The organism is Mycolicibacterium baixiangningiae (assembly GCF_016313185.1).
GTDB lineage: Bacteria > Actinomycetota > Actinomycetes > Mycobacteriales > Mycobacteriaceae > Mycobacterium > Mycobacterium baixiangningiae.
Genome location: NZ_CP066218.1, coordinates 3,838,983 through 3,858,136, shown reverse-complemented (window position 1 = coordinate 3,858,136; position 19,154 = coordinate 3,838,983). Strand labels below are relative to the sequence as shown.

Here is a 19,154-nt window from a genome sequence, read left to right as displayed (position 1 = left end):
GGCAGCTGTGCGAATTGATGTCGTCACCATCTTCCCGCGCTACCTCGATCCATTACGAGAGTCGTTGCCGGGCAAGGCAATCGAGTCCGGGCGCGTCGAGCTGGGGGTACACGACCTGCGCGGGTGGACCCACGATGTGCACCGTTCGGTCGACGATGCGCCCTACGGCGGCGGGCCCGGCATGGTGATGAAGGCGCCCGTGTGGGGCGCGGCGCTCGACGACCTCTGCACCGAGGACACGCTGCTGGTGGTACCGACCCCCGCGGGGCGGCTGTTCGACCAGGCGACCGCCCGCCAGTGGAGTGCCGAACGGCACCTCGTGTTCGCCTGCGGCCGCTATGAGGGCATCGATCAGCGCGTCGTCGACGATGCCGCGCGGCGGATGCGGGTGGCGGAAGTCTCGATCGGCGATTATGTGCTCACCGGAGGGGAGTCGGCGACGCTGGTGATGGTCGAGGCGGTCGTGCGGTTGCTGCCCGACGTGCTGGGCAACCCCGAATCCCACGCCGATGACTCACACTCCGCCGGTCTGCTCGAGGGACCGAGTTACACGCGACCGCCGACGTGGCGCGGACTGGACGTGCCCGGGGTGCTGTTGTCCGGCGACCACGCCAAGGTCGCGGCGTGGCGGCACGAACAGGCGCTCACGCGAACCCGGGAGCGGCGCCCGGACCTGTTGACCGACAGCTAGATCCGGCCGTCCGGGAACATCGTCTTGACCGCCTGGGTGATGGTGGCGCGGGCTTCGGCGGCGCCGGCCGGTTGATCGGATCCGATCACCATGATGTAGCGGCGGTCGGCGCCGATGATGCCCGTCGACAGGTGCATCCAGTCGGAGCTGACGCAACACATCCAGCCCTGTTTGACCGCCACCGGCATCGCGTACAACCCCTCGGGGATGCCGAAGCGTTGCGGGTACACCCCACCGGGCTGGGTGCCGTCGATCCCGTTGGGCGTCGATGCGGCGAGATTGCTGACGATCATCTCGGCCTTGTCCTGCGGCAGGCCCCCGGTACCCGACAGCAGCATGTCGTAGTACCGCACCAGGTCGTCGGCCGTGCTGATGGTGTTCCACCACCGGCCGTTGCCGGGAGGACGGGTGTCGCCCAGGCCGTAGCGTTTCGCGACGCGCGTGACGATGGCGCTGCCGCCGCCCCGGTTCCAGAAGACCTCGGCCGCGCTGTCGTCAGAGGACCGCAGCATCGACTCGAACGACTTACGGTCCTCCGGGGACAGCGGTTTGCCGCTGAACAGCAGGTCGTCGGCGATGAACAGCTTGACCACCGATGCGATGGCGATGCCGCGGCCGTTGCCGTTGGAGACCAGTTGGCCGGTGTTGCGATCCTTGACCAGCACGGTGATGTCGGCACCCGCTTCGGCTGCCTGGTCGCTTGCCAGACGGGCCCGGTCGTCGAGCCCGGCGAACGCCGCGGCGGGCTGGTCGGGCGGAGCTTCGGGGAGCGGGGCCATCGAGCCCTGAGGTGCGACGACAGTCAGATGCGGGCCGTCGGGAGGCGGCGGCGTGCCGTGCACACGCGCCTCGCATCCCGAGACGACAACTGCGGCGACCACCGTCGCTGCGGTGGCCGTCCACAGCACCGACGGCCGTGGCATAGATCTCCTTCTCGGATGCTGGTGGGCGCCTATGGCGGGAACCGATCCGGCGCACCTGTGCGGGGCGAATCGGTGTTTTCAGCCTAACGTGTACCCCGTGCGGCCGCTGATCAGCACGGGTCACGAAATGAGTGCGCCGAAGCGGCGATTTCACTGGACCGGTGCCCGTCTGGCACAATTGAGCAGTTGTCCGCGCTGGACGTGGGGTACCTCCCTGCGGTCCGCTGCGACATACGCCCCGATAGCGTCCGTACCCACCGGCTCGGCACGTGCTGTTCTGGACAGCGTGCCCACGCCGCAAGCAACAAGGAAGTGTCACCGATGAACACGCTGGACTTCGTCGATCAGGCGTCGCTGCGCGACGACATCCCGGCTTTCGGCCCCGGAGACACCGTCAATGTGCACGTGAAGGTCATCGAGGGCTCCAAAGAGCGCATCCAGGTCTTCAAGGGTGTCATCCTGCGCCGGCAGGGTGGGGGCATCCGCGAGACCTTCACGGTTCGCAAGGAGAGCTACGGCGTCGGTGTGGAGCGCACGTTCCCCGTGCATTCGCCCAACATCGACCACATCGATGTCGTCACCCGCGGTGACGTCCGCCGCGCGAAGCTGTACTACCTGCGTGAGCTTCGCGGCAAGAAGGCGAAGATCAAGGAGAAGCGCTGACCCGCGTCGGCGCTGACGAGGCGTCGGTCGGTTCGCTGGCTAGTCTGAAGCCGTGACCGATAGCGCCGAGTCGTCGCCCGAGGACACCGTCGGCAGGGTCGAATCGGGTGCCGACCCGGACGCCGACGATCGGGACGACACCCCCGAACGCAAACATTCCGCGTTGCGGGAGCTGGCGATCCTGGTCACCATCGCGATCGTCCTGTACTACGTGATGCTGACGTTCGTCGCACGGCCGTACCTGATTCCCTCGGAGTCGATGGAACCCACGTTGCACGGGTGCCCGGGCTGTGTCGGCGACCGCATCATGGTTGACAAGGTGACCTACCGGTTCACCGAACCGGAGCCCGGCGACGTGATCGTGTTCAAGGGACCGCCCAACTGGAACATCGGCTACAAGTCGATCCGGTCGGACAACCCCGCGCTGCGCGTCGTGCAGAACGCGCTGTCGGTGGTCGGCTTCGTCCCGCCGGATGAGAACGACCTGGTCAAACGGGTGATCGCCGTGGGCGGCCAGACCGTCGAATGCCGCGCGGCCACCGGGCTGACAGTCGACGGTAAACGGCTCGAAGAGCCGTACCTGGACCCCGAGACGATGATGGCCGACCCCGCCGTCTACCCCTGTCTGGGCAACGAGTTCGGGCCGGTCACCGTCCCCGAGGACAAGCTGTGGGTGATGGGGGACAATCGCACCCATTCGGCCGATTCGCGCGCACACTGCACCAACCTGCCCGGCGACGCGCAGCGCGGTCTGCTGTGCACGGGTGACCCTGAAGCGGGCACCATTCCGGTGGACAATGTGATCGGTAAGGCGCGGTTCATCGCCTGGCCGCCGTCCCGATGGGGCGGGGTGGGCTCGGTGAACCCGCAGACCGCTGACGCGAACCAGTAGGACGAACCCGCAGTGGGAGATCCGCCATGAGCCGCTTGCGCGACGAGCCGGGAGCTTGAGCTTGCCGGCGTCATGGCCGCCCCGCACGGTGATCCGCAAGGCATCCGGTCTACGCACCCTGGAGTCCGCGCTGTACCGCAACGGGCTCGGCCCGGTGGCCGGCGTCGACGAGGTGGGCCGCGGCGCGTGCGCCGGCCCGCTCGTGGTCGCGGCGTGCGTTCTGGGTCCGAACCGGTTGGAAAGCCTCGCCGCGCTCGACGATTCGAAGAAGCTGGGCGAGAAGGAGCGCGAACGGCTGTTCCCGCTGATCCGCCGCTACGCGCTGGCCTACCACGTGGTGTTCATCCCCTCGGAGGAAGTCGACAGGCGCGGTGTGCACATCGCCAACATCGAGGGAATGCGGCGGGCGGTGGCGGGTCTTCCGCTGCGGCCGGGTTACGTGCTGTCCGACGGATTCCGGGTGCCTGGGCTGCCGACGCCGTCACTCCCGGTGGTCGGCGGCGACGCGGCCGCAGCCTGCATCGCGGCGGCCAGCGTGCTGGCCAAGGTGAGCCGCGACCGGTTGATGGTGGCGATGGAACGCGAGCATCCCGGGTACGGTTTCGCCGAGCACAAGGGCTACAGCACCCCGGCGCACACCGCCGCGCTCGCCGCGCTCGGGCCGTCCAGCCAGCACCGCTATTCGTTCATCAACGTGCGCCGGCTGGTTCCTGCGGGTACACCTCAGGTTGCCGGTGTGCTGACCGACGATGAACCCGGGCAGTGCTATGAACTCGGGTAGGGGAGGATTGCGATGAGCCGGTTGCGCGAGGGACCGCCGGCCGTGCCATACCGACGTGAAGGACAGCAGCACTGATGAGCGCCGAGGATCTCGAGAAGTACGAAACCGAGATGGAGCTGTCGCTGTACCGGGAGTACAAGGACATCGTCGGGCAGTTCAGCTACGTGGTGGAGACCGAGCGCCGCTTCTACCTGGCCAACAGTGTCGAGATGGTGCCACGCAACGCCAACGGCGAGGTGTACTTCGAGTTGCGGCTGGCCGACGCGTGGGTGTGGGACATGTACCGGCCCGCCCGGTTCGTCAAACAGGTTCGGGTGATCACCTTCAAAGACGTCAACATCGAAGAGGTCGAGAAGCCGGAGCTGCGGCTGCCCGAGTAGGCCCTCACCGCAGTTCGGCCAGGGTGTCGGCGATCCAGATCGGGCGGGACATTCACCCCGCCGACCTTATCCGCGGCCGGCTCGTGGTCATGATTCAACCGGTACACCTGCGGCACAGTGACAGACTGAACCGGTGCGCGCGAATGCCGAATGCTGGCTCACCGACATGGACGGTGTCCTCGTCCGCGAAGAGCATGCGCTGCCCGGGGCAGCGGAGTTCCTCGCCCGACTCGTCGAACGGGAGCGGCCGTTCCTGGTCCTGACCAACAATTCGATCTTCACCCCTCGCGATCTGGCCGCCCGCCTGGCGCGCTCCGGGCTGATCGTGCCGGAGGAGGCGATCTGGACCTCGGCGTTGGCGACCGCGACCTTCCTCGCCGATCAGCTGCCGGGCGGGTCGGCCTACGTCATCGGGGAGGCCGGGCTGACCACCGCACTGCACGAGGCCGGGTACACGCTGACCGACGTCGGACCGGACTTCGTGGTGCTGGGCGAGACGCGCACCTACTCCTTCGAGGCCATCACCAAGGCGGTCCGGCTCATTCTCAGGGGTGCCCGGTTCATCGCCACCAACCCGGACGTGACCGGTCCCTCCGCGGAGGGACCGCTGCCGGCGACCGGATCGGTGGCCGCCATGATCACCAAGGCCACCGGGCGGGAGCCGTACTTCGTGGGAAAACCGAATCCGATGATGTTCCGCAGCGCGCTCAACCGCATCGAGGCGCACTCCGAGAGCACCGTGATGGTGGGTGACCGGATGGACACCGACGTCGTCGCAGGTATCGAGGCCGGGCTGGAGACGATCCTCGTGCTGACCGGGTCGACGTCCATCGAGGACGTCGAGAGGTACCCGTTCCGGCCCAGCCGCGTGCTGCCGTCCATCGCCGAAGCCATCGACCTGGTGTGAGGCGCGCCGAAACTGGCCACGTCGTGGAACGGTCGCATAGAGTATCCAATATCGGCGAAAGGGAGCCCTCATGCCTCCGCGCACCGCGACCAAGCGCACGCCCGTCGGCCCCGACGCGGGTGCGGCACCGCGCGCGGACTTCGTGCGGCCGAAGACCGCGCAGCAGGCGGTGGCCGAGGCGCTGCGCCGCGACATCACCACCGGCAAGCTCGCGCCCGGCAGCTGGATCGTGCAGGAGACCCTGGCCGAACAGTTCGGCATGTCCCGCATCCCGGTCCGTGAGGCGCTCAAGACGCTGGAGGCCGAGGAGTACATCACCTACGTCCCGCACAGCGGGTACCGGGTGGCCAAGCTCGGTTTGGAGGACTTACTCGAGGTCTTCCGGCTGCGCGACATCCTCGAAGAGGAGCTCATCCGCGACGCGATGCCACAGCTGACCGACGACGTGGTCGACGCGATGCGCGCCGAGATGGCCGAGATGGACCGGGCCGCCACTGCGGGTGACCTCATCGCGGTCGGGGTGGCCAACCGCCGCTTCCACTTCCTGCCGTTCGAGGCGAGTCGGATGGCCCGCACCAGACGGCTGGTGACCCAGCTGTGGAACACCGCCGACGCATACCGTCCGCTCTACGCGCACCTGATGGATCTGGAGAAGGTCAACAGCGAGCACGTGCTCTTCGTCGAGGCTATGGTCGCCCGCGACGTCGAGCAGGCCGTGGCGATCAACCACCTGCACCGCTCGCACGCGGTCGACCACCTGCACCAGGTGTTCGCCCGGGAGGAAGCCGACCGGCAGTTGTGACACCGCGAGAACGGCTGACGGCGTTGGGGTTACAGCTGCCGGCACCGCCACCGCCCAAAGGGGCTTACATCCCGTCGCGGTGGTGTGGCGATCAGCTGTGGATCTCCGGTGCCACCGCGCGGCGGCCCGGTGCGCCGAGCCTGCGCGGGGTCGTCGGCGCCGACGTGACGGTCGGCCAGGCTGTCGAGCAGGCCCGCCTGGCGGCGCTGAACCTCCTCGGAGCCGTCGAGGCGGCAGCCGGGCTCGACGCGGTGCGCGGCCTGGTCCATCTACGTGGATATGTCCGCGGGACAACCGAATTCGATGCTCACCCTTCGGTGATCGACGGGGCGTCGCAACTCATGCTCGAGGTGTTCGGGGCCGACTGCGGTGCGCATGCCCGCACGGCGATCGGCGTGGCGTCCCTGCCGGGCGGCGCCTGCGTCGAACTCGAACTGGTCGCCGCGGTCGACCGCTGAGGTCATCGAAGCCGGTGTGCCGTCCGCCCGATCGCCAGCCCGAGCAGCACCCCGGCGAGCATCGTCGCCAGCAGCGACGCGGTATCCGAGGTTGCCGGCCGCCAGTCCGTGGGTGCGGGTTCGGACGCGGACGCGGCCACGTCCTTCTCATCGGCGCCCCCGGTGATGAGCGCGTTCAACCGTTTGACGAACTGCGCGAGGATCCGGTTGCTCACCTGCGAGATGACGCCGCTGCCGAATTGCGCTATGCGCCCGCCCAATTCGAGGTCGGTGACCACCGTGACATCGGAATGGCCGGCGGCGGCCGACTCGCGAGCGCTCATCGTCACCGTCGCCTCTGCCGAGCCGTTGCCCTTGCGGTCGCGGGCGTGCCCACGCACCACCATCTCGTGGGTGTCGTCGCGTCGGCTGACCACGGTGGCCGTGCCGGCCAGCGTCATCCCCACCGGACCCACTTTCACCGCGACGCTGGCGTGGTAGTCGTCACCGTCGCGGCGGTCGAGTCCGGCGCCGGGGATGCATTCGACCACCTTGGGGATGTCGGTCAGCGTCGCCCAGGCCGCGTCGAGTGGGGCGTCCACCGAGAACTCGTTGACGAGTCGCATCTGCATCTCCTCTTCTGAACGAGTTCGCCCGTTCCGGTTGTGGGTCCGGGGGAGCCACCCTACGATTGGATACGATATCCAACCGTAGGAGGTCGAGCAGGTGTTGAGCAAGGGAGTCGGTCTCTTCCCCACCGAACCCGTCGGGGCCATGTGCGAATACGTGCAGCTGTGCGAATCGCTCGGCTACGACAACGTGTGGTTCGGCGACTCGCAGAACATCTGGCGTGAGTCCTCGACGGTGATGGGTGCGGCCGCCGTGGGCACCGAGCGCATCGTGTTCGGGACCGGCGTCACCAATGCCGTCACCCGTCATCCGTCGCTGCTGGCCTCGACGTGGGCGACGTTGGCCGAGTTCACCGGCGGCCGGGTGGCGCTGGGCATCGGCACGGGCGACTCGTCGCTGCGCACCATGGGCCTCAAACCGCAGAAGCTCGCCGAGTTGGAGGAGTCGATCCGCCAGCTGCGCGCGCTGTTCCGCGGCGAGAAGGTGGTGGAGGCGACCAGCGGGGCCGACTTCCATCTCAACTATCTGTCCGAGCCGCTGGACATCCCGGTCTACATCGCGGCGTCGGCGCCCAAGATCCTGCGCATATCCGGCCGCATCGCCGACGGTGTCATCGTCTTGGTGGGCACCGCACCGCATTTCATCGAGGCGGCGCTCAAGACGATCGAAGCCGGTGCGGCGGAGAGCGGGCGCACGCTTGACGACCTGCACATCGTGCTCTGGACACCCACGGCGATCAGCGAGGATCGCTCCGAGGCGCGGGATCTGGTCCGCGCGCACGTCTCCCGGGTCGCGATCAGGCCGCTGCCGGCCAAGGTGGAGCCCACGTTGGAGAAGGCGATCGACCGCATCCGCGAGAGCTACAACTACTACGAGCACATGAACACCGAGGCGTCGCACGCCGATCTGGTGCCCGACGAACTGGTCGACCTGTTCGCGCTGGCGGGCACCCCCGCCGAGTGTGCCCAGCGGCTCAAGGAGATCGAGTCGCTCGGGGTTGACCAGGTGTCGATCGTGCCGTTCGTCCGGCCCGGACAGAGTCGTGCGCCGACCATCCGCACCTTCGCCGAGATCGTGGACGGATCGGGGCGGTGACACAGTCCGGCGACGCGGACGCGCATCACCCGGCGCCGGGCAGTCCGGTGCCGGGCGCTCCGCCGCCGTTGAAGCGCGCGCTGACGCCGGCTGACGGTGCGGCGATCATCCCGGAGGGCGCGTCACCGAGCGGCGGGACGGCTTCTGCGGTGCGCCCGCAAGAAGATTCGCGTGACGGATCGGGGCGTTCGGTTGCGCCCCGGTGGACAGCGGCGGCCGCCATGGTCGGGATCGCCGCAGGACTCGAACTCGCCGGTGTGTTGGCACGCCGGTCCCCAGGCGTGAAATGTTGACCTAGATCACACCTGATCGTATGCTGTATCCAATATTCAGTTTACCGGAGGTTGTCGATGATCTGGTCCCCCAAAGCTCTTCCCGCCCTCCTCGCCGCCGGCGCGCTCCTTCTGGGAGCCACCGCGTGCGCCGATGAATCCGCCGAACCCGCCGCCCAGGGCACCGACGAGTTGAGTATCTCGGCGACGGGCGTCGACAGCCTGCCGTTCATGGCCATTCTGCAGGCCGGCATCGACAAGGGCTGGTTCGAGGAGGAGGGCCTCAAGGTCGACCTCTACTCCGGCGGTGGTGGCGGCAACACGATGCGCGTCGTCACCAGCGGTGACGCTGACATGGCAATCGCCGGCAACACCTCGGTGCTGCTGGCCGCCAAGCAGGCGGATTCGAACCTGAAAGTCGTCGCGCCGTGGTTCCAGGTCAACGACTTCTCGTGGATCTCGCCGCCCGGACGCACGATCGAGGGCGCCACGCTCGGCTTCAGCTCGGCGGGCTCGTCCACGGAGCTCGTGGTCAAGGCCCTTGAAAAGAAGCTCGGCGTCAAGGCCCAGGCCGTCGGCCCGATGGGCGACAACTGGACCGCCGCCAAGGCCGGCCAGATCACCGCCGGGTGGGCCATGCAGCCGTTCATCGCCGACAAGCAGGCCACCGACAACGCCGAGGTCCTGGTGAAGTCGCGGGACGTCATCGGCGACATGCCCGCCGACCTGGTGGCCGTCAACGGCGACTACGCCGAGGCCAACGGAGAGAACCTCACGGCCTTCTTCCGCGTCGCCGACCGCCTCAACAAGTGGGTGGTCGAGAACCCCGATGAGGCCGGCGCCGAACTCGGCCCCCTGGTCGGGGTGAGCCCGCAGGTGATGACCGATGCGCTGCGCAACACCCCCGACATCGAGAAGGGCTACTCGCTCACCGTCGATCCGGCGGGGCTGAAGAACCTGTCCGATCTCATGGTCGCCGCCGGACAGATCTCCGAGCCCGTCGACTGGGCGACGGTGCTCGATCAGCAGTACCTGCCCGAGGATGCCCGCACAGAATTCTGACCAAGACCGTCACCGCACCTGACCACGATCGGAGACTCGTGAACGCGACTTCCAAGGGCATCGAGATGCGAGGCGTGTCCGTGGTGTTCGATTCCCCGGCGGGCGAGGTCACCGCCGTCACCGGCATCGACCAGGACGTGTCCCACGGCAGCTTCGTGTCCATCGTCGGGCCGAGCGGTTGTGGCAAGTCCACGCTGCTCGCCGTCATCGCCGGTCTGCAGCGGGCCACCGCCGGCCATGTCAGTGTGGCGGGCAAGACGGTGACGGGACCGGACCCCAAAATCGGCGTTGTCTTCCAAGAGGACTCGACGTTGCCGTGGCGCACCGTCGAGGACAATGTCAGCTTCGCCATGGAGATGATCGGCACCCCGAAGGCCGAACGCCGCCAGCGCGCGAAGGAGGCCGTCGACCTGGTCGGCCTCAGTGGGTTCGAGAAGTCGTATCCTTCACAGCTTTCCGGCGGAATGCGGCAGCGCGTCGCACTCGCGCGCACGCTGGCGGTCCAGCCGGAGGTGGTTCTGATGGATGAGCCGTTCGCCGCACTCGACCAGCAGACCCGGCTCTTCCTCGGCGCCGAGGTCCGCCAGATCTGGGCTCGCACGCACCAGACGATCGTCTTCGTCACCCACGACATCAGCGAGGCGATCCTGTTGTCACAGCAGGTCTGGGTGATGTCCTACCGGCCGGGTTCGATCATCGACGTCGTCGACATCGACCTGCCGGCGGAACGGGACGCCGGCGTGGTGTCGACCCCCCGCTTCAACGAACTGCACAACCGCATCTGGGGTTCGCTGCAGGCCGAGTCGATGCGCGGGTTCCGCCAGCAGGAGACGGCGGCCACATGACGGCGTCGTCCCTGGCCGAAGACGATCTGCCCACCGAGACCATGCCACCACATTCCACCGGGCCCGGCCCCGCCCGCCGTCCGCGGAAGATGGGCGACGCGCTGGTCAGCGTCCTGTCCACCGTTGCGCTGATCGCACTGTTCATCGTGTTCGCCGAGATCGGGGCGGCAGCGGGTTGGTGGAGCGAGCGGGTGCTGCCTGCGCCGTCGACCATCTTCGGCGAACTGCCCGTGCTGTTCGGCGATTCCCAGTTCTGGTTGGACGCCCGCCGCACCGGTATGGAGGTCGCCGTCTCGATCGTGGCGGGCAGCCTGCTGGGCTTCGCCGCGGGTCTGACGTTCTGGAAGCTGCCGTTGGTGGGCCGGGTGTTCGAGCCCTACCTGGTGTCGTTCTACGCGGTGCCGATGGTGCTGTTCTATCCGGTGATGATCGTGCTCGTCGGCATCAATGCGATGTCGGTGATCATCCTGGCGACCATCATGGCCGCCATCCCGATGGCGCTCAACACCGCCGTCGGCCTGAACACGATGCCGCCGGTGTACATGAAGCTGGCCCGATCGCTCAATGCCTCCCCGCGCCAGACCCTGTTCGCCATCGCGGTCCCGGCGGCCGGGCCGTTCATCGTCGCCGGGCTGCGCCTGGCCGTGGTGTACGCGCTGATCGGCACGATCGCGATGGAGTTCACCACCGCCCAGGCCGGGCTCGGCTACCGCATCCGATACCTGTACGAAATCTTCGACAACACACTGATGTTCGCCTACATCGCCGTGGTGCTGGCGCTGTCGATGATCCTGACAGTGCTGCTCGCGCTCGTCGAGCGGGTCCTGCTGCGGGGGAGGAAGGCATGACCGCCACACTGCCGCGCAGCGAGGCCGCACCGAAGTCCCGGCGGGCCCGCTCGCTGCTGGGCAATCAGTTCGTCGGCGCGGTCGCGCTGGCCGTCGTGGTGGCGATCGGCTGGGAGATCATGTCCAGCCTCACCTTCGTCATCCCGTCTCCGGTGCAGACCCTCACGGTGCTCGTCGAGAACCTGTCGGACCCCAGCTATCTGTTCGATCTGCGGGTGACCGCGCAGGCGGTGTTCCTGGCGTTCGTGATCGGCACCGCCGTCGGCGGCGGCATCGGTCTGTTGCTGGGTCTGTCATCGTTGATGCGCCGGCTGCTCGAGCCGCTGATCATCATGCTCAACGGCATTCCGAAGATCGTCTTGTACCCGGTGCTGCTGCCCATCTTCAGCCTGAGCGGATCGAAAGTCGTGATGGGCGTGTTGTTCGCGCTCTTCCCGGTGTTGATCAACGTCTCCACCGGTGTGCAGGAGATCCCGCGGGTGTACTGGAAATTGGCGCGCTCGGTGCGGGCGAACGCATGGCAGACGTTGGTACACATCATCTTCCCGGCGATCCGGCGGCCGCTGCTCACCGGTATCCGGCTGGCCGTCAGCCTGGCCGTCGTAGGTGTGGTGCTCTCCGAGTTCTTCGCCACGCGCCGCGGGCTCGGCCGGGTGGTGCTGCAGTCCTACAGCCACGGGGACTATCCATCGATGGTGGCGACGATCATGCTGCTGATCACCATCTCGTTCGCGATCTCGGTGGCGTTGTGGCAGTGGGAGAAACGGCTACATTGAGCTACATCGGCACGTCGGTGCGGCGCCGCGAGGACGACCGGATGCTCGCGGGGCACGGCCGGTTTCTCGCCGACCGCGCGGCGGGCGCCCACCACGCGGTCTTCGTGCGGTCCAGTGAGGCGCACGCCCGCATCAACCACATCGACACCGCCGCCGCGGCCCGGATGCCCGGTGTCCTCGGGGTCTACACCGCGGCCGACCTCGGGCTGACAGGCGTGGCGATCCCCGCCCTGACCACCCCCAACCCCGCTTTCACCGCGGCGACGAACTGCTTCTTGGCCGACCAGCGCCTGCCGGTGCTCGCCGCCGACACGGTGCACTACATCGGCCAGCCGATCGCGGTGCTGATCGCCGAGGACCGTTACCGCGCCGAGGACGCGCTGGAAGCGATCGACATCGACTACACCCCGCTGCCCGTGGTCACCGATCCGGCGTACGCCCTGGGCCCCGACAGCGCCGTGCTCTTCGGACATCTGGGCTCGAATGAGGCGGCCCGCCTGGAGTTCTCATTCGGTGCGCCCGAACTGGCTTTCTCCGGTGCCGAGCACGTCGTCGAGGGCACCTACCGGATGAACCGCCACGGGGCGATCCCGCTCGAAGGCCGGGGGGTGCGCGCGGCATTCGACGCCCAGCGGCAGCGGGTCGAGCTGTTGACCTCCACCCAGATCCCCCACACCGTGCGCGACGCGATCTGCGCCGTGACGGGCTGGACCCCGCAGGACATCACGGTGGCGGTACCCGATGTCGGTGGCGGTTTCGGCACCAAGGCCAATGTCTACGCCGAAGAGATCGCCTTGGCTGTGCTGGCCCGCCACACCGGCGTCCCGGTCATCTGGGTCGAAGACCGTCAGGAACACCTCGTTGCCAGCGCCCAGGGGCGCGACCAGATCCACCACACCCGCATGGCACTCGACGCCGACGGCCACATCCTGGCGTGGGAGGACTCGTTCGTCGCCGACATCGGCGCAGGCAGCCTATGGGTGGCGGGAATCGTGGCGAACACCGCGATCCACCTGCTCGGCCCGTACCGGATCCCCGCCGCCCACATCACGGGACGGGCGGCGCTGACCAACAAGACGCTCACCGCGCAGTACCGCGGGGCGGGCCGACCCGAGGCCACCTTCGCCCTCGAACGGAGCCTCGACGCCGCCGCCCGCCGGCTCGGGTTGAGCGCCGAGGAGATCCGGCGACGCAATCTGCTCACCGCCGCCGACCTGCCCTACTCCCGTCCGCTGCCGTACCGCGACGGCGTGCCTATCTCCTTCGACGGCGGCGACTACCTCGCCTGCCTGGAGTCGGTGTCGAATCTGCTGCCGCGCAACGAGGTTGATCGGTGTGCCGCCGAACATCCAGACCACCGCATCGGTTACGGGCTGTCCTCGTACCTCGAGGCCACCGGGCGCGGACCGCATGAAACCGCGCGCATCCGCCTGCTCGCCGACGGCGGATTCGAGGTCACCGCCGGCGCCGCCGCCGCAGGGCAGGGCCACGAGACCGTTTTCGCGCAGGTGGCGGCCGAGGCGCTGGGCGTGCCGATGGAGTGCGTACGGTACGTGCCGTCGGACACCGAGCGGCTGCCCGAAGGGGTGGGCACGTTCGCGAGCCGCTCGGCGATCCTGGCCGGCTCCGCGGTGCACGAGGCGGCCGGGAAACTGGTCGGGGTCGCGGTGGAACACGTGCGGAGACTGCTCGGCGTGGACGGCCCGATCGACTACGCGCACGGCGTGTTCCGCGCCGGGCCCCGCGCGCTGAGCTGGCTGGAGATCGCCCGCGCCCAAACCGTCGGCGGGGACGCCGAGAGCGGGCAGGCCCTCGACGTCACCGCCGTGTTCCGGGTGGAGACCGTGACGTGGACGATGGGCGTGCACGCCGCGATCGTCGGCGTGCACCGGCGCACCGGCCTGGTGAAGGTGCTGCGCTACGCGGTGTCCCACGAGGGCGGTCGAGAAATCAACCCCCGCATCGTCGAAGGCCAGATCATCGGTGGGGTCGCGCAGGGGCTCGGCGGCGCGCTGTTCGAGCAGTGGCGGTACTCCGACGCCGGCCAACCCCTGTCGACGACGTTCGCGGCCTATCATCTTCCCCTCTCGACCGACGTGCCTCGGGTGGCTGTCGAACACCGTCACGTCGACACCCCGGTCAACCCGATCGGGGTGCGGGGCGCGGGGGAGAGCGGCACGATCGCGGTCTACGCCGCCGTGGCGAGTGCGGTCGACGACGCGCTCGACGGCGCCGTCCACGTCGACAGCACACCGATCCGCCCAGGCGACCTGTGCCGAGCACTGGCCGGGGCAGCCTCGTGAAGCCCGCCGAATTCGCCTATCACCGGCCGGCATCGGTCGCCGAGGCGCTCAACCTGCTGGCGGCCCACCCCGATGCGAAGCTGCTGGCGGGCGGTCAGTCGCTGCTGACCCTGATGAACCTGCGGCTGGCCCGGCCATCGGCGGTCATCGACATCGGCCGACTCGCCGAGCTCACCCGGATCTTCGACGACACCGACGATCTGATCCTCGGCGCGCTCGTCACCCACCGCACTGTCGAAGTCGATCCGCAAATCGCCGCGCGCGCACCGCTGCTCGCGGATGCGGCCCGCTACATCGGCCACGTCGGCATCCGCAACCGCGGCACCATCGGCGGGTCCATCGCCCACGCCGACCCCGCGGCCGAGATGCCCCTGGTGACACTGGTTCTCGACGCGACCTTCCACGTGGAGTCGGCGCTGTCCGGGCGGAGAACCGTCGCCGCCGAGGACATGTTCGTGTCGTTCTACACCAACGGGCTGGAATCCCACGAGATGCTGACCTGGATATCGGTGCCCACGATCCGGCCGGGCCAGGGGTGGGGCTTCGTCGAATACGCCCCGCAGCACGGTGATTACGGTCTGGCCGGTGCCGGCTGCCTGCTCACGCTGCGTCCCGACGGGACCGTGGACGGGGTGCGCGCGGCCCTGCTCAGCGCCGCTGACCGGCCGTTGCTGTTCCTCGGCGACGAGGCCGCTGGATCGCGGCCCACACAGGCACTGTGGCGCGATCTCGCGCAGGCGTGGTCGGCACGTACAGACCCGGCGGCCGAGGACACCGACTACATCCGGCGACTGTGTGCCGAAGCGCTCGTCGAGGCACTCACCGCCGCCACCGCGCGTGCGGCGCGAGAACAGGAGGCCGCCCATGTCTGAGAGTCCCGCGGCCGTCGCGGTGTCGGTCACCGTCAACGGCCGACCGGTGTCCCGCTCGGTGCCGCCGAGGCTCACCCTGGCCGACTTCCTGCGCGACGAACTCGGCCTCACGGGTACGCATCTGGGCTGTGAGCACGGGGTGTGCGGAGCCTGCACCGTATTCGTCGACGGTCGCAGCGCGCGGGCCTGTCTGACGCTGACGGCGCAGGTGGACGGCGCGCGCGTCGACACCGTCGAGGGGCTGGAGGTTTTCGAGGAGACGGCCCGGCTGCGCGAGGCGTTCAGCGAACGCGGTGGTCTCCAGTGCGGCTTCTGCACACCGGGTTTTCTGGTCACCGCGGTCGAGTTGTTGCGCGACACCGACGCCGACAAGCCACTCTCGGAGGAATCGGTGCGGGAAGCGTTGTCCGGCAACATCTGCCGCTGCACCGGTTACCAGGGCATCGTGCAGGCGGTGCTCGACGCGGCGACCCCGCCGGAGTAATGCGGCCCCGTGCCGCGCTGCCGGCGCTCCTGCAGCCGGTGGGGCGCAGCAGGTGGGGGATGGCGGCCGCGCTCGCCTGCGCGCTCGGCCTGCTGCTGATCGTTCCGCAGCTACAGGGCAGGCCGGCGTTCGGCTCGGCGCTTGCGCTGGGCTTCGTCCTCACCGCCGTGCCGTCGCTTCCCACGACGTGGCCCGCGGCGCTGACGACCATTGCGGCCCGTGCGGCCGCCGTGCTCGTTGCCGGCGCCCTCGTCGTCGCCTGTGGCGGCCATCCCGCCGCCCTGGCCGTGGCGACCGTGGTCGCCGCGGTATCCGGCGCGCTCATCGACCGAGTCGGCGCCACCGCCGGCCTGGCAGTCGTGCTGATCGCCGTCGACGCCGGTCCGCACCCGTCTCTCGCCGACCTGTCGGCATACGCGATCGGGGCGGGCGCGGTGTCCGCCGCGTGGGCGGTGTGGTGGTTCAGCGCCAATACGACTGCGGCGCTGAGAAATCGGCCGCATGATGCAGAGGAGCCGGCCGCGCGGTCACTCGACCGCGCGCACGCCGCCCGGGTGGCCACCGTGGTGGCGGTGGCGGTCGTGGTGGCGGGGTGGCTGCCCGACGATGCGGTGGGCGGGCACTGGCTGGTGACGAGCGTGCTGCTCACCATCCAGCCGGGCCGGTCGGCGACCCGGACGCGCCTGGTGCAACGGCTGTGCGGCAACACCGCCGGGGCCACGCTCGCCGCGGCCCTGCTCGGCGCCCATCCGGCGGCGCCGGTCGCGGTCGCGGTGACAGTGCTGCTGTTCCTGCTGGCGGTCGCGCTGCGGCCGGTGAACTACACGTGGTGGGCGATCACGGGCCCGCCCGTGCTGCTCGTGGTCAGCGAGTACCCGCACTGGTTCCCGTGGTACGAGGGCGGGGTGCGCCTGGGGATGAACCTCGCCGGCGCCGCGATCGTCGTGGCCGTCGTTTTCATCGTGCCGAAGGCGTGGGCGGCCTTCCCTCGTCCCGCCCCGATCCGATAATGTATACAAAATCCAATGCAAGGAGGGGCCGTGACGACACTGCTCGTGCAGGACATCGGGCTGCTGATCCACGGCGACCCCGACGTCGCCCCGCTGCGCGACACCACCGTGGTCATCGAGGACGGGGTGATCACCGGCATCGGTACCGACCATCCCGCTCCCGACCAGGTGCTGTCGGCCGGCGGCCTCACCGTGATGCCGGGCCTCGTCGACGGCCACGTCCACCCGACGTTCGGGGAGTGGACACCGGCGCAGGACGCGATCGGGTGGATCGGCAACTACCTGCACGGCGGCACCACGTCGATGGTCTCCGCGGGCGAACTGCACATCCCGGGCCTGGCGTTCGACGCCCTCACCCCGGAATTGGTGCTCTCGATCGCGATCACGTCGAAGCACACCACCGGCCGGATGCGGCCCTCGGGCGTCAAGGTGAACGCCGGCACGGTACTGCTGGTGCCGGGCATGACCGAAGAGCACTTCGACCGGGCCCACGCCGAGGGCATCGACCAGCTCAAGTTCATCTTCTACGACTGGAATCGCTTGGGGGACGGGGAAGCTCAGCGCTATATGCAGTGGGCCCACGACCGAGGTATGACGGTCAAGATGCACTCGGGCGGCGTCTCGCGGTCGGGGTCGAGTCGGGTGGCGGGCAGCGACGTCGTGCTGGCCGTACAGCCCGACATCGTCGGCCACATCTCGGGTGGACCGATTCCCGCGCCCGACGCCGACATCGCCGCGATCATCGCCGACCTGCCGTCGGCGTACGTGGAGGTGTGCAGCTCGAACAACTACCGCGCCACCAAGTTCGTCGCCGAACAACTGACGGAGCGCGACCAGGTGCACCGCCTCACCCTCGGCACCGACACCCCCGGCGGCACCGGCGTCATCCCGCGCGGCATGCTGCGCAACATCTGCTATCTCGCCTCGGTGTGCGGGCTCGATCCGGTCGACGCGGTGGCCGCCGCGACCGGCCAGACCGCCCGCGCCCACGGACTGGACACCGGGGTGGTGGCCGAGGGCCGGCCCGCCGATCTCCTCGTGCTCGGCCCGATCACCGGATCGGTGGCCACCGACGCGCTCGAATGCTTCGCGCTCGGTGACCTTCCCGGCATCGCGACGGTCCTCGTCGACGGTGTCGCGCTGGTCGAGACCCGCAGCCAGCAGACACCCCCGCCGAGCCGTGCGGTCACGTGGACACGCCCCGCCGCGCAGCCGCGGCTGCCCGCCCCCGCCACCCGCAGCACCGGTTGCTGCTGACACCCGAGGAGATCCCTTGTCCCGCACCGTGACCGAACCCATGTCGCCCGACGCACTGGTCGGGATCGACGCGCTGCTCAACGACGAGGAGCGCCAGATCCGCGATACCGTGCGGTCGCTCGTCAAGCGCCGGATCGCCCCGGAGATCGCCACCTGGTACGAGAACGGTGAGCTGCCCGCCCGCGAACTGGCCCGCGAGCTCGGCGATCTCGGCCTGCTCGGGATGCACCTCGAGGGCTACGGCTGCGCGGGCACCTCGGCCGTGGCCTACGGTCTGGCCTGCCTCGAGCTGGAAGCCGGCGACTCCGGCATCCGGTCACTGGTCAGCGTGCAGGGCTCGCTGGCGATGTACGCCATCCACGCCTACGGCAGCGAAGAGCAGAAGCAGCAGTGGCTGCCCCGGATGGCGGCAGGCGCAGCCATCGGCTGCTTCGGCCTGACCGAACCCGACCACGGCTCCGACCCGGCCGGCATGCGGACCCGTGCGGCCCGCGACGGGGACGACTGGATCCTCAACGGCGCGAAGATGTGGATCACCAACGGGTCGGTCGCCGACGTCGCGGTCATATGGGCGCGCAGCGAGGACGGCGTCCGCGGCTTCGCCGTCCCCACCGACACCCCCGGCTTCAGCGCCCACACCATCAAGTCCAAGATGTCGCTGCGGGCGTCGGTGACCAGCGAACTGGTACTCGAGGACGTCCGGCTGCCCGACAGCGCGCGGCTGCCCGGCGCCACCAGCCTGCGGGCCCCGCTGAGCTGTCTGAACGAGGCCCGGTTCGGCATCGTGTTCGGCGCGCTCGGCGCCGCCCGCGACTGCCTGGAGACCGCGCTGGACTACTCGCGCTCACGGCGTCAGTTCGATCGGGCCATCGCGGGATTCCAGCTCACCCAGCAGAAGCTCGCCGACATGACGCTCGAATACGGCAAGGGCGTGCTGCTCGCGCTGCACCTCGGCCGGCTCAAGGACGCCGGCGACATCGCCGGGCACCAGGTGAGCCTCGGCAAGCTCAACAGCGTCCGCGAGGCGCTGACCATCGCCCGCACGGCCCGCACCATCCTCGGCGCCAGCGGCATCACCTCGGAGTATCCGGTGATGCGCCATGCCAACAATCTCGAATCGGTGCTGACCTACGAGGGCACCAGCGAGATGCATACTCTCATCATCGGCCAGGCGTTGACGGGACTGTCCGCGTTCCGCTGACGGCACGCCGCTAGTTCAGGAGG

Annotated in this window: 22 protein-coding genes; 19 read left to right on the top strand and 3 right to left on the bottom strand. The window is 69.0% G+C overall.

The annotated features are described in order from the left end of the window. Positions 1-7: 7 nt before the first annotated feature. Positions 8-691, top strand: coding sequence for a tRNA (guanosine(37)-N1)-methyltransferase TrmD (trmD, locus tag I7X18_RS18210; protein ID WP_193043445.1), 684 nt, complete (start codon positions 8-10; stop codon positions 689-691). Here trmD and I7X18_RS18205 read toward each other — a convergent pair. Then, positions 688-1,614: a serine hydrolase gene (locus I7X18_RS18205; RefSeq protein ID WP_193043444.1), complete on the bottom strand. Its 927-nt coding sequence runs from the start codon at positions 1,612-1,614 to the stop codon at positions 688-690. The genes trmD and I7X18_RS18205 overlap by 4 nt on opposite strands. Positions 1,615-1,935: 321 nt before the next feature. On the opposite strand from I7X18_RS18205, the gene rplS reads away from it, so the two are divergent. The 7 genes from rplS (at position 1,936) to I7X18_RS18170 (ending at position 6,497) form a co-directional block, all read left to right on the top strand. Next, positions 1,936-2,277, top strand: a complete 342-nt coding sequence (gene rplS / locus I7X18_RS18200; protein ID WP_193043443.1) for a 50S ribosomal protein L19 — start codon at positions 1,936-1,938, stop codon at positions 2,275-2,277. 52 nt (positions 2,278-2,329) lie between these two features. Beyond that, positions 2,330-3,169, top strand: a complete 840-nt coding sequence (lepB, locus tag I7X18_RS18195) for a signal peptidase I (RefSeq protein ID WP_193043442.1) — start codon at positions 2,330-2,332, stop codon at positions 3,167-3,169. 61 nt (positions 3,170-3,230) lie between these two features. After that, positions 3,231-3,950, top strand: a complete 720-nt coding sequence (locus tag I7X18_RS18190) for a ribonuclease HII (protein ID WP_193043984.1) — start codon at positions 3,231-3,233, stop codon at positions 3,948-3,950. Positions 3,951-4,024: 74 nt separating this feature from the next. Beyond that, positions 4,025-4,330: a DUF2469 domain-containing protein gene (locus I7X18_RS18185; protein ID WP_011559372.1), complete on the top strand. Its 306-nt coding sequence runs from the start codon at positions 4,025-4,027 to the stop codon at positions 4,328-4,330. A 133-nt stretch (positions 4,331-4,463) separates the two neighbouring features. After that, positions 4,464-5,237, top strand: coding sequence for an HAD-IIA family hydrolase (locus I7X18_RS18180; RefSeq protein WP_193043441.1), 774 nt, complete (start codon positions 4,464-4,466; stop codon positions 5,235-5,237). 70 nt (positions 5,238-5,307) lie between these two features. Further along, positions 5,308-6,039 carry a GntR family transcriptional regulator gene (locus I7X18_RS18175; RefSeq protein WP_193043440.1) on the top strand — a complete coding sequence of 244 codons (732 nt, stop codon included), beginning with the start codon at positions 5,308-5,310 and terminating at the stop codon, positions 6,037-6,039. Continuing rightward, on the top strand, positions 6,036-6,497 hold the full coding sequence (locus I7X18_RS18170; RefSeq protein WP_193043439.1) for a RidA family protein: 462 nt from the start codon (positions 6,036-6,038) through the stop codon (positions 6,495-6,497). The genes I7X18_RS18175 and I7X18_RS18170 overlap by 4 nt, the downstream gene beginning before the upstream one ends. A 2-nt stretch (positions 6,498-6,499) precedes the next feature. Here I7X18_RS18170 and I7X18_RS18165 read toward each other — a convergent pair whose 3' ends face one another. After that, positions 6,500-7,102, bottom strand: a complete 603-nt coding sequence (locus I7X18_RS18165) for an SRPBCC family protein (RefSeq protein WP_193043438.1) — start codon at positions 7,100-7,102, stop codon at positions 6,500-6,502. A gap of 100 nt (positions 7,103-7,202) precedes the next feature. On the opposite strand from I7X18_RS18165, the gene I7X18_RS18160 reads away from it, so the two are divergent. Next, a complete protein-coding gene (locus tag I7X18_RS18160; RefSeq protein ID WP_193043437.1) occupies positions 7,203-8,201 on the top strand; it encodes an LLM class flavin-dependent oxidoreductase in 999 nt (332 codons plus the stop codon). A 25-nt stretch (positions 8,202-8,226) separates the two neighbouring features. Here I7X18_RS18160 and I7X18_RS18155 read toward each other — a convergent pair whose 3' ends face one another. After that, a complete protein-coding gene (locus I7X18_RS18155) occupies positions 8,227-8,424 on the bottom strand; it encodes a hypothetical protein (protein WP_193043436.1) in 198 nt (65 codons plus the stop codon). A gap of 127 nt (positions 8,425-8,551) precedes the next feature. Here I7X18_RS18155 and I7X18_RS18150 point away from each other — a divergent pair, with 127 nt between their 5' ends. The 10 genes from I7X18_RS18150 to I7X18_RS18105 all read left to right on the top strand — a co-directional run bounded on the left by I7X18_RS18150 (position 8,552) and on the right by I7X18_RS18105 (position 19,131). Beyond that, a complete protein-coding gene (locus tag I7X18_RS18150; RefSeq protein WP_193043435.1) occupies positions 8,552-9,535 on the top strand; it encodes an ABC transporter substrate-binding protein in 984 nt (327 codons plus the stop codon). A 65-nt stretch (positions 9,536-9,600) separates the two neighbouring features. Beyond that, on the top strand, positions 9,601-10,380 hold the full coding sequence (locus tag I7X18_RS18145; RefSeq protein ID WP_193043983.1) for an ABC transporter ATP-binding protein: 780 nt from the start codon (positions 9,601-9,603) through the stop codon (positions 10,378-10,380). Further along, on the top strand, positions 10,377-11,228 hold the full coding sequence (locus I7X18_RS18140; protein ID WP_193043434.1) for an ABC transporter permease: 852 nt from the start codon (positions 10,377-10,379) through the stop codon (positions 11,226-11,228). Before I7X18_RS18145 ends, I7X18_RS18140 begins: the two co-directional genes overlap by 4 nt. After that, positions 11,225-12,004 (top strand): ABC transporter permease, encoded by a 780-nt coding sequence (locus tag I7X18_RS18135; protein WP_193043433.1) that lies wholly within the window; start codon positions 11,225-11,227, stop codon positions 12,002-12,004. Before I7X18_RS18140 ends, I7X18_RS18135 begins: the two co-directional genes overlap by 4 nt. Then, entirely contained in the window at positions 11,983-14,307 is a 2,325-nt protein-coding gene (locus I7X18_RS18130; protein WP_232375268.1) for a xanthine dehydrogenase family protein molybdopterin-binding subunit, read from the top strand. Before I7X18_RS18135 ends, I7X18_RS18130 begins: the two co-directional genes overlap by 22 nt. Then, positions 14,304-15,179: an FAD binding domain-containing protein gene (locus I7X18_RS18125; protein WP_193043432.1), complete on the top strand. Its 876-nt coding sequence runs from the start codon at positions 14,304-14,306 to the stop codon at positions 15,177-15,179. The genes I7X18_RS18130 and I7X18_RS18125 overlap by 4 nt, the downstream gene beginning before the upstream one ends. Beyond that, the gene (locus I7X18_RS18120) at positions 15,172-15,663 is read left to right on the top strand and encodes a (2Fe-2S)-binding protein (protein WP_193043431.1); all 492 of its coding nucleotides are present in this window, start codon (positions 15,172-15,174) and stop codon (positions 15,661-15,663) included. The genes I7X18_RS18125 and I7X18_RS18120 overlap by 8 nt, the downstream gene beginning before the upstream one ends. Beyond that, complete coding sequence (locus I7X18_RS18115) at positions 15,663-16,673, top strand: FUSC family protein (RefSeq protein WP_193043430.1); 1,011 nt, start codon at positions 15,663-15,665, stop codon at positions 16,671-16,673. The genes I7X18_RS18120 and I7X18_RS18115 overlap by 1 nt, the downstream gene beginning before the upstream one ends. A gap of 30 nt (positions 16,674-16,703) precedes the next feature. Next, on the top strand, positions 16,704-17,930 hold the full coding sequence (locus I7X18_RS18110; RefSeq protein WP_193043429.1) for an amidohydrolase family protein: 1,227 nt from the start codon (positions 16,704-16,706) through the stop codon (positions 17,928-17,930). A gap of 40 nt (positions 17,931-17,970) precedes the next feature. Further along, on the top strand, positions 17,971-19,131 hold the full coding sequence (locus I7X18_RS18105) for an acyl-CoA dehydrogenase family protein (protein ID WP_193043981.1): 1,161 nt from the start codon (positions 17,971-17,973) through the stop codon (positions 19,129-19,131). Positions 19,132-19,154: the final 23 nt, after the last annotated feature.

Excerpts from the sequence above, each read along its gene's own strand:
- I7X18_RS18205 (WP_193043444.1), bottom strand. The coding sequence starts at position 1,614 with ATGCCACGGCCGTCGGTGCTGTGGACGGCCACCGCAGCGACGGTGGTC.
- rplS (WP_193043443.1), top strand. The coding sequence starts at position 1,936 with ATGAACACGCTGGACTTCGTCGATCAGGCGTCGCTGCGCGACGACATC.
- I7X18_RS18185 (WP_011559372.1), top strand. The coding sequence starts at position 4,025 with ATGAGCGCCGAGGATCTCGAGAAGTACGAAACCGAGATGGAGCTGTCG.
- I7X18_RS18175 (WP_193043440.1), top strand. The coding sequence starts at position 5,308 with ATGCCTCCGCGCACCGCGACCAAGCGCACGCCCGTCGGCCCCGACGCG.
- I7X18_RS18165 (WP_193043438.1), bottom strand. The coding sequence starts at position 7,102 with ATGCGACTCGTCAACGAGTTCTCGGTGGACGCCCCACTCGACGCGGCC.
- I7X18_RS18155 (WP_193043436.1), bottom strand. The coding sequence starts at position 8,424 with ATGGCGGCCGCCGCTGTCCACCGGGGCGCAACCGAACGCCCCGATCCG.
- I7X18_RS18150 (WP_193043435.1), top strand. The coding sequence starts at position 8,552 with ATGATCTGGTCCCCCAAAGCTCTTCCCGCCCTCCTCGCCGCCGGCGCG.
- I7X18_RS18145 (WP_193043983.1), top strand. The coding sequence starts at position 9,601 with ATGCGAGGCGTGTCCGTGGTGTTCGATTCCCCGGCGGGCGAGGTCACC.
- I7X18_RS18140 (WP_193043434.1), top strand. The coding sequence starts at position 10,377 with ATGACGGCGTCGTCCCTGGCCGAAGACGATCTGCCCACCGAGACCATG.
- I7X18_RS18135 (WP_193043433.1), top strand. The coding sequence starts at position 11,225 with ATGACCGCCACACTGCCGCGCAGCGAGGCCGCACCGAAGTCCCGGCGG.
- I7X18_RS18120 (WP_193043431.1), top strand. The coding sequence starts at position 15,172 with ATGTCTGAGAGTCCCGCGGCCGTCGCGGTGTCGGTCACCGTCAACGGC.
- I7X18_RS18115 (WP_193043430.1), top strand. The coding sequence starts at position 15,663 with ATGCGGCCCCGTGCCGCGCTGCCGGCGCTCCTGCAGCCGGTGGGGCGC.
- I7X18_RS18105 (WP_193043981.1), top strand. The coding sequence starts at position 17,971 with ATGTCGCCCGACGCACTGGTCGGGATCGACGCGCTGCTCAACGACGAG.